Source organism: Anaerotignum sp., assembly GCF_017483025.1.
Lineage (GTDB): Bacteria > Bacillota > Clostridia > Lachnospirales > Anaerotignaceae > Anaerotignum_A.
On sequence record NZ_JAFUMA010000106.1, the window covers coordinates 24,813 to 39,318 of the forward strand.

14 protein-coding genes and 1 other annotated feature are annotated in these 14,506 nt (G+C 48.6%); of the genes, 9 read left to right on the top strand and 5 right to left on the bottom strand.

The features are described from left to right. The first annotated feature begins 264 nt into the window (after positions 1-264). From IJ369_RS09235 to IJ369_RS09275, 9 genes are all read left to right on the top strand, one after another. Positions 265-912: a cyclase family protein gene (locus IJ369_RS09235; RefSeq protein WP_290718378.1), complete on the top strand. Its 648-nt coding sequence runs from the start codon at positions 265-267 to the stop codon at positions 910-912. 51 nt (positions 913-963) lie between these two features. Beyond that, a complete protein-coding gene (locus tag IJ369_RS09240; protein WP_290718380.1) occupies positions 964-1,665 on the top strand; it encodes an N-acetylmuramoyl-L-alanine amidase in 702 nt (233 codons plus the stop codon). Between the two features lie 44 nt (positions 1,666-1,709). Then, positions 1,710-3,173 (top strand): DEAD/DEAH box helicase, encoded by a 1,464-nt coding sequence (locus tag IJ369_RS09245; protein WP_290718382.1) that lies wholly within the window; start codon positions 1,710-1,712, stop codon positions 3,171-3,173. A 79-nt stretch (positions 3,174-3,252) separates the two neighbouring features. Then, positions 3,253-3,561 carry a DUF1292 domain-containing protein gene (locus IJ369_RS09250; RefSeq protein ID WP_290718384.1) on the top strand — a complete coding sequence of 103 codons (309 nt, stop codon included), beginning with the start codon at positions 3,253-3,255 and terminating at the stop codon, positions 3,559-3,561. Positions 3,562-3,636: 75 nt separating this feature from the next. After that, the gene (locus tag IJ369_RS09255) at positions 3,637-4,827 is read left to right on the top strand and encodes a glycerophosphodiester phosphodiesterase family protein (protein WP_290718386.1); all 1,191 of its coding nucleotides are present in this window, start codon (positions 3,637-3,639) and stop codon (positions 4,825-4,827) included. Between the two features lie 130 nt (positions 4,828-4,957). Further along, positions 4,958-5,947: an LCP family protein gene (locus tag IJ369_RS09260; RefSeq protein WP_290718388.1), complete on the top strand. Its 990-nt coding sequence runs from the start codon at positions 4,958-4,960 to the stop codon at positions 5,945-5,947. Between the two features lie 64 nt (positions 5,948-6,011). Further along, positions 6,012-6,268, top strand: a binding site (T-box leader). 52 nt (positions 6,269-6,320) lie between these two features. Beyond that, a complete protein-coding gene (locus tag IJ369_RS09265; RefSeq protein ID WP_290718391.1) occupies positions 6,321-7,340 on the top strand; it encodes a methionine ABC transporter ATP-binding protein in 1,020 nt (339 codons plus the stop codon). Further along, positions 7,333-7,992, top strand: a complete 660-nt coding sequence (locus IJ369_RS09270) for a methionine ABC transporter permease (protein ID WP_290718393.1) — start codon at positions 7,333-7,335, stop codon at positions 7,990-7,992. Before IJ369_RS09265 ends, IJ369_RS09270 begins: the two co-directional genes overlap by 8 nt. 67 nt (positions 7,993-8,059) lie before the next feature. Next, a complete protein-coding gene (locus IJ369_RS09275) occupies positions 8,060-8,887 on the top strand; it encodes a MetQ/NlpA family ABC transporter substrate-binding protein (protein WP_290718395.1) in 828 nt (275 codons plus the stop codon). A 50-nt stretch (positions 8,888-8,937) separates the two neighbouring features. Here IJ369_RS09275 and IJ369_RS09280 read toward each other — a convergent pair whose 3' ends face one another. The 5 genes from IJ369_RS09280 to IJ369_RS09300 form a co-directional block, all read right to left on the bottom strand. Then, on the bottom strand, positions 8,938-9,372 hold the full coding sequence (locus tag IJ369_RS09280; protein WP_290718397.1) for a dUTP diphosphatase: 435 nt from the start codon (positions 9,370-9,372) through the stop codon (positions 8,938-8,940). A 14-nt stretch (positions 9,373-9,386) separates the two neighbouring features. Further along, on the bottom strand, positions 9,387-9,881 hold the full coding sequence (gene nrdG, locus IJ369_RS09285) for an anaerobic ribonucleoside-triphosphate reductase activating protein (protein ID WP_290718399.1): 495 nt from the start codon (positions 9,879-9,881) through the stop codon (positions 9,387-9,389). Continuing rightward, positions 9,881-11,998 carry an anaerobic ribonucleoside-triphosphate reductase gene (gene nrdD, locus IJ369_RS09290; protein ID WP_290718401.1) on the bottom strand — a complete coding sequence of 706 codons (2,118 nt, stop codon included), beginning with the start codon at positions 11,996-11,998 and terminating at the stop codon, positions 9,881-9,883. Before nrdD ends, nrdG begins: the two co-directional genes overlap by 1 nt. 130 nt (positions 11,999-12,128) lie before the next feature. Then, complete coding sequence (glpK, locus tag IJ369_RS09295) at positions 12,129-13,613, bottom strand: glycerol kinase GlpK (protein ID WP_290718403.1); 1,485 nt, start codon at positions 13,611-13,613, stop codon at positions 12,129-12,131. A 127-nt stretch (positions 13,614-13,740) separates the two neighbouring features. Then, positions 13,741-14,352: an MBL fold metallo-hydrolase gene (locus tag IJ369_RS09300; protein ID WP_290718405.1), complete on the bottom strand. Its 612-nt coding sequence runs from the start codon at positions 14,350-14,352 to the stop codon at positions 13,741-13,743. Between the last annotated feature and the right edge of the window lie 154 nt (positions 14,353-14,506).

A 14,506-nucleotide genomic window follows, 5' to 3' on the forward strand; every position in this document is an offset into this window, starting at 1 on the left:
GAATTATAACACTTTATAATTTTCAGTCAACCAAAAATGGGTTTTTTTTGGTCCCACTATGAAACTTTGGCGGATGAAGCAAAATTTTTTCAAAGAGAAAAGCAAAGACTGGTAAAATTGACGGACATTTGTCCGCTTTGTATGAACATAGATACAATCAGACAAGGCGGATATCTGAATGGCATGGGTTTACACGATTATATTTTTTATGATAGTATGTCCCATAGGAGAACGATGAAATAAAAATTGAAAGGAGTGCTCATTGTGAAAGTGATCGATCTGACACAGATGATTTCCAATGATATGCCTGTATTTCCCGGCACAGCCCCCGCAAGGCTGGAAGCGGCGAATACCATTGAAAAAGACCATTTTCGGGAGACTATGTTCCATATCACCTCCCATACCGGCACCCATATGGATGCACCTTCCCACCTCTTCGAAGAGGGGACGATGCTGGATGAATTGCCGGCAGAACAATTCGTAGGGAAAGCCCTCGTCATCGATTGTCGCGACCTGAAAGCAGGAGATATCATTGGCATGGAACGTGTGGAAGCCGTTGGGGAACTGGCGGATCAGGCGGATTTCCTGCTATTTAACACAGGCTGGGATGTAAATTGGGATAAAGCAGATTATTTTGGTGATTATCCTGTTGTTTCCATGGAAATTTGCCAGTATGCTCTCGAAAGCGGCAAAAAGGGACTTGGCTTCGATACCATTGGCATCGACCCTGTTTCGGATATGCTCTTGCCCAGACACAGAAAGCTTCTTGGCAACAGAGATATCGTCATCATTGAAAATCTGACGAATCTGGACAAGATTGGCGGCGGTCTGTTCACCTTTGTGGCGCTGCCTCTGAAATATAAGGACGCAGATGGCGCACCTACCCGTGCTGTTGCGATTTTGGAAGATTGATGAAAAAATTCTCCTTCGGCTCATATCCTTTTATATAAAGGAGGCGAGTGCATGAAGGGGATTTTTTTATTTCTGCAAAAAACGCAGGTAAAATTGATTTGCTGTCTTTGTATCATTGGCGGCTGTCTGCTGCATACGGCGATATCGGATGGAGCGGAGGATGCCATTTTTCCTATGCTGGATGCGACCATCGTTCTGGATGCAGGCCATGGCGGCTGGGACCCGGGCAAAACGGGAACCAATGGAAAAAACGAAAAAGACCTGAATCTGGCGGTGGTGGAAAAACTGGCGGACTATCTGGAACAAGGCGGCGCGGAAGTCATCCTGACCCGCAGCAGCGATGATGCCCTTGGCAGTGGCAAGGGGGCGGATATGGCGGAGCGGAAGAAGATTGCCAATGAAACGGGGGCAGATATCCTCGTCAGTATCCACCAGAATGCCTTTCCATCGGCAAAAGCAAAAGGGGCGCAGGTCTTTTACCATAACAGCAGCGAAAATGGGAAGGTTCTGGCGGAATGTGTGCAGGAAAGCCTGAAGAGCCGCGTGGATGGCAGCAATCAGCGGCAGGCCAAGGAAAATAAGGATTACTACATATTAAGAACCACAGAAATCCCTGCCGTTATCGTAGAGTGCGGCTTCCTTTCCAATGGGGAAGAGGAAAAATTGCTGAATGATGCTGCTTATCAGGAAAAACTGGCATGGGCGATTTACTGCGGCATCCTTGACTATTTCGAAAAATTAAGTATGATTTAATATAGAGAAGTATCGATTTTTATCCGAATAGAAAGGGATTTTATATGGAAAATACATTTGAAAAACTGGGGCTGCGCGCGGAGCTGGTGGAAGCGTTGGCGAAGCAGGGCATCGAAGCCCCCACAGAAATACAGCAGAAAATGATCCCCGAAATGCTGACGGGAAAAGACGTCATCGGTCGTTCCGAAACAGGCTCCGGCAAGACGCTGGCTTATCTGCTGCCCATTTTTGAAAAACTGGATATGAACGTAAAAGGCACACAGGCCATTATCCTGACCCCCACCCATGAATTGGCGGCCCAGGTGTTCCATCAGGCGGAACTGCTGCAGGAAAACAGCGGCATTGAAGCGGGCTGTGCCCTGCTCATCGGCGCAGCAGGCATCGGCAGACAGCTGGAAAAACTGAAAACAAAACCCCGTATCGTTGTAGGTTCCGTTGGTCGTATCCTTGACCTCATCAGAAAGAAAAAAATTCAGGCCCACCTGGTAAAGACCATCGTTCTGGATGAAGGCGACAGACTGATGGATGACGGTAACGTGGAAGATGTGGAGGCTGTCATCAAAACCACTTTGAAAGAACGTCAGATCGTTCTGCTTTCTGCTTCTGTCAGCGGCGAAGCTAAGGAAAAAGCCATGAAGCTGATGAAGAAAGACGCCATCGATCTGGAAGCGAAAAGCGGCGGCATCGTGCCTAAGGGCATCAAACATTATTACATCCTTTCCGCCCACAGAGAAAAATTTGCAAATCTGCGCAAAATTCTGGCGGGGGAAAAGCCTGCCAAGTGCATGATCTTCCTGAATAACCCCGAAAATATCGAAGTAACGGTGGATAAACTGAATTACCATGGCATTAAATCCGCTGGTATTTACGGCCAGGCAAGCAAGATGGACAGAAAGAACGCCATGGACGGTTTCCGCGAAGGCCGTATCAATGTTCTGGTGGCATCTGATATCGGTTCCCGTGGTCTGGATATCGAAGGTGTGACCCATATCATCAACTTAGACGTTCCCGAAGAACCCACCCACTATCTGCATCGGGCAGGTCGCTGCGGCAGAAAGGGCATGGAAGGCACAGCCATCACCATCGTAACACCTTACGAACGCAAGTGGGTCCATAAATACGAAAAGGCATGGGGTCTCAAGTTTGAACAGAAGGAAATGTCCTATGGTAAACTGGTGGACAGCCAGAAAACCAAAAAAGACATCATCAAACCCATGAAAAAGAAAAAACTCATGATTGAGGATAAATGGGTAGAAGGCGACGGCTGGGGCGAATTTGGCGACTGGGAGGATGATATCATCATCGAAGTTGGCGGCGGCGACTCCAAGAAGAAAAAGCATAAAAAAGAAAAAGACGAGTTCCCCTTTGCTTCTTCCAAGACTAAGAAAAAAGACGGCAAAAAAGGCAAGAAAGAGAAGAAAGCGGATGAAGATTTGGGCTTCTTTGCGAAAAAAGCAAAAAAACTTGCTGAAAAAGAGGCAAACCGCCAAAAAAGTCAAAAAAAATAATTGTCCAAAAGGCGATTATCGGTTATGATAATGAAGAAGTGCATTTAATGAAAAAATGATTTTTAAGGAGGATTCAACTATGTGCGATAAATGCGGATGCGGTCACGATCACGAACATGATCACGTACACGAAGAAATGGAAATGGAAACATTAACACTGACACTGGATGACGATACAGAAATGGAATGTGGTATTCTGGGCGTTTTTGCAGTAGATGGTATCGAAGGCAAAGAATACATTGCCCTGCTGCCTCTGGAAGACGAAACAGTTCTGCTGTATGAATACAAAGAAAACGAAGAAGGCATCGAACTGCTGAATATCGAAAGCGATGATGACTTCGAAAAAGTATCCAATACATTCTACGATCTGTTTGACGACGAAGACTGATCAAAATAAAAAAGGGCGGGGATGGGCAACTATCCCTGCTTATTTTTTTCATACCGAAGATTGGAGAGAATAAAAATGAAAGGAAAACGACTGACGGCTCTGGCTATGGCGGCCATGCTGGGCGTTTCTGCGGTGCAGCCTGTTTTTGCGGCGGACTGGCAGAGTGCCAACCCACTGATCGCCCATGCCCTGGGGGAAGCCGATGGTAAAATTGAAACAAATTCCAAGGAAGCCTTCATCACATCCTGGCAAAATGGGTTCCGCGTGGTGGAAGGGGATTTTACTTATACTTCCGATGGCACACTGGTGGTGCGCCATGATTTTGAAGCCGATGGCTCCTATTACCGCCTGGAGATCGAGCCCAACGGCAATCTGGTGATGGATTCCAAAACTTACGTGGAAACACCTGCGGTCTATGAACAGACACCTATGACAGCGGTAGACCTGCTCTATCTGATGGTGGAATACCCCGATATGTATCTGGTGACAGATACAAAGGATACAGATAAAGCCACGGTGCAGAGACAGTTCCGAGATCTGAAAAATATCGCGACGAATATCGGCGCGCCAGAGGTTCTGGATCGTATCATCCCACAGATTTACAATAAAGAAATGCTGAACTGGGTGAAGGAGATCCATCCTTTCCAGAACTGGATTTTCACCCTGTATCTCTATGCATATCCCGATTATAAGGACATTGCTTCTTTCTGCGTCAATAATGGCATCGATACGGTGACATTGCATGTAGATAGGGCGACGAAGGAAAATGTCAGCATCCTGAAGGCCAGCGGTCTGAAGGTCTATGCCCATACCATCAATCGCTATCTGATCTTCCAGGATGTGCTGGAAAATGGCGTGGATGGCATCTATACCGATCGCATCAAGCCCTATGAACTGGAATGGGTCGGTCTGGAAAACAGCAGAAGCACAGCGGAACAGACCTTTGTTGTGAATGATAAGGAAATGACCTTTACCACACTGGATATTTTCGGCAAGGCCCATGCGCCCCTGCGCCAACTGGCGGAAGCAGGCAGAAAATTCTCTGCGGAATATCATAAGGAAGAAGGCACTTTGAATCTGACTCTGGGCAAAAAATTCACAACTCTGGGCAATGAAATGCTCATGGATGACAGCGGCAGACTGGTGACGAAAAAAGCCGATTTCAAGCTGCTTCTGGGCGGCAAGGAAACAGGCATCCAGTGCTTCTATGTGGACGGCGAAGTGTACGCTCCTGTGGAAGATATCCTTGCCATCGTTCAAAAATAAATATTGCGAAAAAAAGTCTTAAGATTGGTTTTCTTTTGGAAAACGGCCTTCTTAAGACTTTTTTTGTTGTTTTTTGTCGAAAACCGCCGTAAGATAAAAGAGTGTACAAAAGAGCAAAGGAGGAATTCCCTTGGATGAAGAACGGAAAAAGCATTTGAAGCGTCTGTATTTCAAGACCCTTGCCATCACTCTGGCGGTCTGCGTCGCCCTGATGGGTGTGGCCTACGGCGTGTTTTTATATATGGTGGGCGGTCTGAACCGCTCGGAACTGGATGAAAGCAATCTTTCCGTCAATGAAGAATACGGAGACGGAAAAATCATGAATATCGCTCTGTATGGTGTGGATTCCAGAAATCACGATTACCAGGGGCGTTCTGATGCTATTATGATCGCTTCTGTCAATGGCAAGACGGGAAAAGTAAAGCTGATCTCCATTGCCCGGGATACCCACGTTTCCGTACCCGGTTATTATGATACGAAGATCAACCATGCCTATGCCTACGGCGGCCCAGAACTGGCGATCCAGACCTTGAATGAAAACTTCGGCATGAATATTACAGATTATGTGACAGTAAATTTCGATTCCCTGGCGGAAGTCATCGATGAAATGGGCGGCGTTATGGTAGATGTAACGGAAGCGGAACGTCAGCAGGTCAATGCCTATCTGCTCAGCGGCGAACCCCTGCAGGAAACGGGCTATATCAATTTGAACGGCCCCCAGGCGGTCAGCTATTCCCGCATCCGAAAGATCGACAGCGACAGCATGCGCGCCTCCCGACAGAGAGAAGTCCTTTCCTCTCTGTTTGAAAAGGCACTGGAAATCAACCCTCTGGAATACCCTTCCTATGTGCGGAAATTTGCCCCTATGGTGGAAACCTCTCTGAGTAATGAGGAGATTTTGAAGATGGCATCTGTTGGCCTGAAGGGCAGCGATCTTTCTTTGGAACAGGCGGCCTTCCCCAATGATCATATCGAATCCACAGGCCAGACCATCAACGGCGGCTGGTATTATGTATACGATCTGGAGCAGGCAAAAGACATGCTGCAGCAGTATATTTATGAGGATATCCCCTTTGAAGAATACGGTCTGACAACAGAAACCACGGAAGAAACAGATTAAAAAAATTAAAAAAGTGGTTGACAAAAAATTTCAACGGCGTATAATTGGGTACAAGTTCAAAAGAACAAAGGCAATGAAAAGAAGAGTACTTCCTGGATGATTTTACAGAGAACCTCCGGTAGCTGCGAAGGAGGAAATGCGGAAAGGTAGGAAGATGGTCTTGGAGCCGCGCACCGAGAGGAATCCCCTTTAGGCTGCGACGGGAGCGCCCGTGAAAGCGCCAGAGTATCGGTAATTTTACCCGTACTTGTAGAGGCTGTAGCTGTGAGGCTATGGTGAATTAGGGTGGTAACACGAAGCATATTTGCTCTCGTCCCTGAGTTTTATACTTAGGGGACGAGAGTTTTTTAGTTTTAGAAAAGGTGGTTTAAAAATGTCTAATCAGGAAACGATGATTCGCTTAGAGGACATCAAAAAACGCTTCCGCACCAAGGCGGGGGAATTGGAAGTACTCCATGGTGTGAGCGCAGATATCAAAAAAGGCGAAGTATTCGGTATTATTGGTCTGAGTGGCGCCGGTAAAAGTACACTGGTGCGCTGCATCAACCTGCTGGAACGTCCCACTGGGGGCAAAGTTTATCTGGACGGCGTGGAACTGACGGCGCTGCCTGAAAAAGAATTGAGACAGCAGCGCAGACATATGGGCATGATCTTCCAGCAGTTTCACCTGCTGATGCAGAAAACAGCGCTGGATAATGTTTGCTTCCCTCTGCTGATCTCCGGTGTATCCAAGGAAAAGGCAAAGGAAAGAGCAAAAGAACTGCTGGAGCTGGTTGGCCTGGCGGACAGAATGGATTCCTATCCCGCACAGCTTTCCGGCGGCCAGAAGCAGAGAGTAGCTATCGCCAGAGCTTTGGCAACAGAGCCTAAAGTGCTTCTTTGCGACGAAGCAACATCCGCTCTGGATCCTAACACAACAGCCGGTGTTCTTGCTCTGCTGAAGGATATCAATGAAAGACTGGGCATCACCATCGTTGTGATTACTCATGAAATGAGTGTTATCCAGAGAATCTGTGACAGAGTAGCCATTATCGATGGCGGCCTCATCGCAGAAGAAGGCGACGTAGAAGAGGTGTTCCGTGCGCCCAAAACAAAGATCGGTCGGGAATTGGTGTTGCATGAAGGCTCCAACCGAGAGGCCTACACAGGCGACCTGCCCAACTGTTATCGCCTGGTATTCAGGGGCGGCAGCGAAAATGAACCTGTTCTGGGTCAAATGATGATCGACTTAAAAGGCCTGGTAAATATCCTGGCGGCAAATACAAGAACCATCGATGAGCAGGCCTTTGGCCAGATGGTCGTGCAGTTCCCCGAAGATGAAGAACTGAGAACAAAAATGATCCAGTATCTGACAGACAGAGGCGTAGTAGTAGAGGAGGTAGAATATGTTTAAGGAAGGTATGTTATCCCTTGTGGTTTCCGGCTTCTGGGAAACTATCTATATGACACTCATCTCCACACTCTTTGCCTATCTGATTGGTCTGCCCCTTGGTCTGATCCTGGTGGTGACAGATAAGGATGGCATCAAGCCTGTTCCCTGGCTGAACAGGCTTCTGGGAACGATCATCAACTTTATCCGTTCCGTTCCCTTCCTGATCCTGCTGGTAGCGGTGATGCCCTTTACAAAAGCAGTCGTTGGCACGGTAATTGGTCCTAAGGCAGCTATCGTTGGTCTGCTGATCGCAGCAGCGCCTTTCGTAGCCCGTATGGTGGAATCTTCCCTGAAGGAAGTAGAAAAAGGCGTCATCGAAGCGGCACAGTCTATGGGCGCTTCTCCTTTCCAGATCATGGTAAGAGTGCTGCTGCCTGAAGCGAAGCCTTCCCTGCTGGTAGGCGGTGCCATCAGCATCACAACGATCCTTGGCTATTCCGCAATGGCAGGTTTCGTTGGTGCCGGCGGTCTGGGCGCTATTGCGACAAACTATGGTTACTATCGTGGTCAGCAGGATATCATGTATGTTATGGTCATCCTGATGGTCATCATCGTACAGGTATTCCAGGAAGCGGGTATGCGTATTTCCAAACACACAGACAGAAGACTGTAAATCCCAATGGGATTACATATAAAAATCAAAAGCAATTATATTTTTAAAAACAAGGAGGAAATGTACTATGAAGAAATTATTTGCAATCTTACTGACAGGCGTACTGACACTGGGCCTGGCTGCTTGCGGTGGCTCCGAAGCTCCTGCAGAAGACACATCTGCTGATGCGATCACACTGAAAATCGGTGCTTCTCCCACACCCCATGCTGAGATCCTGGCTGCAGCAAAAGACGAACTGGCAGCAAAAGGCATCAACCTGGAAATCGTAGAATTCACAGACTATGTTCAGCCCAACCTGGCAACAGAATCCGGCGACCTGGATGCAAACTACTTCCAGCACCAGCCTTATCTGGATTCCTTCAATGCAGAACAGGGCACAAACCTGGTTTCCATCGGTCAGGTTCACTTTGAACCCATGGCGATCTATGCTGGCACAGTAACTGATCTGTCTGCTATCCCCGAAGGTACAAAAGTTGGTATCCCCAACGACGGTACAAATGGCGGCCGTGCGCTGCTGCTGCTGGAAGCTAACGGTCTGATCAAATTGAATCCCGAAGCTGGTATCTCTGCAACAAAACTGGATATCGTTGAAAATCCTCTGAACCTGGAAATCATTGACATGGAAGCTGCTCAGCTGCCTCTGTCTCTGGGCGACCTGGGCATCGCAGTTATCAATGGTAACTATGCAATGCAGAATGGCCTGACATCCGAAGATGCTCTGGCGATCGAAGGCGCTGATTCTGTAGCAGCTACAACATACGGCAACGTAGTAGTAGTTAAAGCCGGCAATGAAAATGCACCTGGTCTGGCAGAATTGATGGAAGTACTGCAGGGCCCCACAATCGCTGAATTTATCAACAATACATACGGCGGCGCAGTTGCTCCTATGAACTAATTAAGAAACAAAAAAAGACGACCGAAAGGTCGTCTTTTTTAATGTTGAAATTATTGTTTTCCTGTGGAGCCAATACCACCTCTATCCGTATTGCCAAGATCATCTGTTTCTTCAAATGTAAGAACAGGCTGGTGTTCAAAGATACGGAACTGGCAGATACGGTCATTCACTTCGATGACGGTATCTCTTAGGGCATATGCAGGCATGAACCACTGATCGTTGTTGCCGCAGTAGCTTTCATCCACGATACCGCAGTGGTTTGTCTGGATGATGCCGAAGTTCTTGAAGGTGGAGCTGCGAGGCACGATATGGGCTTCATAGCCCTTGGGCAGCTGCATGGCGATACCAAGGGGGATCAGCTTGAATTCGCCGGCTTTCAGTTCTACCTTTTCTGCTGCGCGCAGGTCGATCCAGTCGGATTTGCCGTCGATGTAGCGCAGCTTTTCGATTTTATCGCTTAGATATCTGATTTTGATGGTTTCCATATGATATTCCTTTCTTATTCCGCATTGTACAAGTACAGAGAACTGTTTTTCAAAGATTTCTGTACATCGATGATCCGCTGGTTGAAGGAGCCTTTCCAGTGTAGCTTGCTGTCCTTTAGGTCTTCCATAAATCTGCCGTCTACCAGTACGTCGATATACTGCATCGTCGGCAGGGCGCTGATCTCTTCCCAGCGATAGCCGGTGTACAGCCATACGTTTTTATCGGGATATTCCAGCTTTACCTTTCTCGCCAGGCGTTCAATGCCCATGCGGTTGCCTTCGTATAGGGGGTCGCCGCCGCTGAAGGTGATGCCGCTGATGTAGTCACGGCTCAGAATATCGAAGAGCTCTTTTTCCGCATCTGTATCGAAGGGGATACCGCTTTCGGGGTCCCATGTCTGGGGGTTATGGCAGCCTTTGCAGTGATGAGAGCAGCCGCTGACCCAAAGCACCACCCGCAGCCCTTCGCCGTTGAGCATATCGTCTTTTGTGATGTTATGATAACGCATTACATACTCTTCCTTTCTGCAATTTCAGCCATTTTCGCATCGTTCAGGCGGCTGTCGCCCTTGACACGGGAATAGGAAAGGTAGCCGTTCATTCTGTCGATTTTTGTCAGGTTGCTGCTGCCGCATTTGGGGCAGGTATCCATTTCCAGTTCCTGATGGCCACAGTCGTCACAGTATGCCAGAGAAAGGTTTACCCCTTCGTAGAAACCCATCTTCATGGCGCGGCGCACCAGTGTGCGGACAGCATCCAGATTATAATCGATGGGATATTTTACATACTGAATTTTACCGCCATTAGACAAATCCCAGAAGCGTTTTTCCAGATCCTGTTTTTCGATGGGGGTAATGTCCTCTGTTACATGGCAGTGGAAGCTGTTGGAAACATAAGGTCTGTCGGAAACATGCTCGATCACACCATATTTCTTGCGGAATTGTGTCACCTGCAGGCCGCACAGGCTTTCCGCGGGGGTGCCGTAGATGGCGTACAGATTGCCGTCGGCTTTCTTGAATTCCGTGATTTTCTGATTGATATGTTCCATTGTTTCGATGGCAAACTGCCCATCTTCCACCAGAGACTTGCCGTTATGCAGCTCCTGCAGTTCGTTCAGGGCAGTGATGCCGAAGGACGCCGTTGCGGATTTCAGCAAAGGTTTGATTTTATCATGGAAATGCAGATGGCCGCCATAGAAGCCGCCTTCGCAGTAAGCAAGGGGGTTTGTGGAGGCGCGCATTTCGCCCAGATAAGCGTAGGTTCTGATGTGTAACTGTCTGATCAGTTCCAGATAATAATCCAGCACTTCAAAGAAAGGCTTGCTTTCCTGTTTTGCTTTGGCATAAATCATAGGCAGATGCAGGCTGACTGCACCGATGTTGAAACGACCTACATAAACAGGCTGGTCGTTTTCATCTGCAGGTTCCATGCCGCCTCTTTCATACCAAGGGGAAAGGAAGGCTCTGCAGCCCATGGGGCTGATGATAGCGCCATATTTTTTATACATTTCCGCCACATAGCCTTCGCCTGTCAGGGAAAGCCAGTCGGGATACATGCTTTTGGAAGAGCAGAGGATACCTGCTTCGAACACATCTTCCAGTTCCCCGCCGGGGCCGTGGAGATTTTCGTCATAGAGGAAAACCAGTTTCGGGAACAGAACAGGTTTTTTGCAGGTTTTCTTGCCCTGACCCTTGCGGCGTACGTTCAGCATGGAAATAGACGCCATTTTCGCGAATTTGCCTGTGCCTGTGCCGAAGGTCATGGTGATGAAGGGATAATCGCCGCGGCTGGATGCTACGGTGTTAAATTTATATTCCCATCCCTGGAAGCCCTGGTCGAAATCCTTCTGGATATCCTTCATGGTCTCTCTGTCTGCCACACGGGCAGTCAGACCCAGGTCGATATAACGGCGGTAATATTTTTCATAGCTCTTTTCTGCGTAGGGTTCCAGCAGCAGGTCTACGGAAGGCACCGTAAAGCCGCCGTACTGCTGGCTGGCAGCGGAAAGAACGATATCGCCGATGACGTCGAAAGCAACTTCCAGTGTTTTGGGTTCGTTGTACCACAGGTTGCCCATTTCGAAACCCCCTGTCAGCACTTCTTTTACATTGAACAGACAACAGTTCATAGTGTCACGTCTGGCGGACATATCGTGGATATAGATATAGCCGTCTCTGCAGGCCTGCAGTTCTTCTGTTGTCATAAAAAATTTCTGATACAGTTCCTTGTTCAGCTGATTGAAGATGAGGGAACGCTTTGTGGAAACAAGGGCACTGTCGGAATTGCTGTTTTCCTTGTCGCCGATATACATGATGGACTGGCTTTTTTTGTAAACCTCATCCAGCATTTTTACGAAATCCTGCTTATAGTTGCGGTAATCGCGATAGCTTTTGGCAACCTCGGGCTTTACCTTTTCCAAGGCGCTTTCCACGATGTTGTGCATTTCCGCAATGGGAATGCCTTCCTGGCCCAGGGAACGGGCCTTTTCTTCTACGTATTCGCAGAGAAAATCCAGTTCTTCCTGGGTGAATTTTACCATGGCCCGATATGCAGATTTATTGACTGCAACCACGACTTTCTGCACATTCCATGCTTCGTGGGTATTATCTTTTTTGATGACGTACATGTTTTTTCCTCCTTTATAGGCAAGAGTACCCTAGTGAAATACTGGGGCTTGTCTATAAATATACCATATCTGGAATTGAAACACAAGATGTTGTGTTATATAAATCAAAATATAGTGGTTTGTTCTGAATTTACTCGGTCAGCCGAGCCTGTTTTACGGCATGATGCCAGCCTTTTACCTTTTCCTCTGCTTCTTCCTGGGGAAGGCTGGGGTTGAAGGCTGCGGAAACCTGCCAGTTTCTGCGGATTTCAGTCAAATCAGACCAATACCCAACTGCCAGGCCTGCCAGATAGGCTGCACCCAGGGCGGTGGTTTCCAGTGTGGAAGGGCGCAGGACAGGCACGCCTGTGATGTCGGACTGGAACTGCAGCAGGAAAGAGTTGGCAGCGGCGCCGCCGTCTACTCTCAGTTCCGCCAGAGGGATGCCTGCATCCTGTTCCATGGCGTGGAGCACGTCATAGGTCTGATATGCCATGGATTCCACCGTTGCACGAACGATATGATTGCGGTTTGCCCCGCGGGTCAGACCAGTCAGGGCACCCCTTGCGTAAGGGTCCCAGTAGGGCGCGCCCAGACCAACAAAAGCGGGCACTAAGTATACGCCGCAGGTGTCAGGAACTTCCTTGCAGAGGCCTTCTGTTTCCCCTGCGGAGGAGATCAGTTTTAATTCATCACGCAGCCACTGGATAGCCGCGCCGGCTACGAAGATAGAACCTTCCAGGGCATAAGTGATTTTTCCATCCAGACCCCATGCGATGGTCGTTACCAGACCATTTTTAGAGGAAACGGGTTTGTCCCCTGTGTTCATCAGAAGGAAACCCCCTGTGCCGTAGGTATTCTTCGCTGTGCCGGGGGAGAAGCAGGCCTGTCCGAACAGGGCGGACTGCTGGTCGCCCGCTGCTCCTGCGATGGGGATAGCTGCACCGAAGAGAAGGGGCAGGGTGTTGCCGAAAACGCCGCTGGAAGGGTGTACTTCCGGCAGGATGCCTGCGGGAATTTCCAGAAGTTCCAGCAGTTCCTTGTCCCATTCCAGGGTATGGATATTGAAGAGCATCGTCCTGGATGCGTTGGAATAGTCTGTGGCGTGTACCTGACCGCCTGTCAGGTTCCAGATGAGCCATGTGTCGATGGTGCCGAAGAGCAGATTGCCGCTGTCCGCCAGTGCTTTTGCTTCGGGTACATTCTGCAGGATCCATCTGATTTTTGTTGCGGAGAAATAGGCATCAATGAGCAGACCTGTTTTTTCTCTGATCTTATCTGTCCAGCCTGCTTCCTGCAGGGAATCGCAGTAGGGGGCCGTTCTTCTGCATTGCCAAACGATGGCGTTATGTACGGGCTTGCCGTTGCGCTTATCCCAAAGGATGGTGGTCTCTCGCTGGTTGGTGATGCCGATGGCGGCGATATCCTCTGCGGAGATATTCAGTTTGGCAATGGCTTCGCGGGCCACTTCCAGCTGTGTTTCCCAGATTTCCGAGGCATCATGCTCTACCCAGCCGGGTTCGGGATAATATTGTTTGAACTCCTTCTGGGCAACGCTGTGCATCTGTCCGTTCTGGTCAAATAAAATCGCGCGGGAGCTGGTGGTTCCCTGGTCTAAGGAAAGGATATATTTCATGGCGGATTCCTCCTTTTTCTGTCGGTTAGTCACTAAAAATAGTATAGCAAAAAGCATGTGGCCCCACAAGCGAACAAAGCGAGAAAGAAAAGCCAAAAAAGAAAGCCCCTGAAAAGGGGCTTTTTGGTTATCTCATATAAGGGTTTGTTTTGCGTTCTGTTTCCAGTGTTGTGGCAGGGCCGTGGCCGGAATAAACCTGATAATCGCCGGGCAGAGCCGCCAGCTTTTTCAGGGATACTGTGATATCGGCCCAGCTGCCTGTGGGCAGGTCTGTTCTGCCGCAGCTGCCCTGGAAGAGGGTGTCGCCGCTGAAGATGACATCTTTGCCGATGAAACAGATGGAGCCAGCTGTGTGACCGGGGGTTTCCAGTACAGTGAATTCCATATCGCCCACTTTTACCACATCGCCGTTGCTTACCTGTACATCAGGATGCACGATGATGGGAGCGCCAACGAACTGAGAAACGTTCAGGGCAGGGTCTGTGAATAAGGGCATTTCCTGCACTGCGCCAACGATCTTGCAGCCGTAGTGTTCAGCTACTTCATTGACAGAGCCGATGTGGTCGTAATGACCGTGGGTCAGCAGGATATGTGTCACTTTCAGGTTATTTTTTTCAATATAGGAATACAGGGGAGCGGGATTGCCGTCGCAGTCGATGATGGCTGTGATGCCATTGTCATCGGAAACAACATAGCAGTTTGTGCCGACAGAACCTGCAGCGTAGCATGCAATTTTCATGGGGATTCCTCCTTGGTTCGTTCAGATTTCATTATTTCAAATTATACCAATCCTGTGGGCAATTTGCAACAGAAAAGGCGCAGTCGTTGAAAAGAGAAAGAGCCTGTGGTAGTATTTGGGAAAAGGATGAAATGAATTTTGAAAAGGAAGAAGA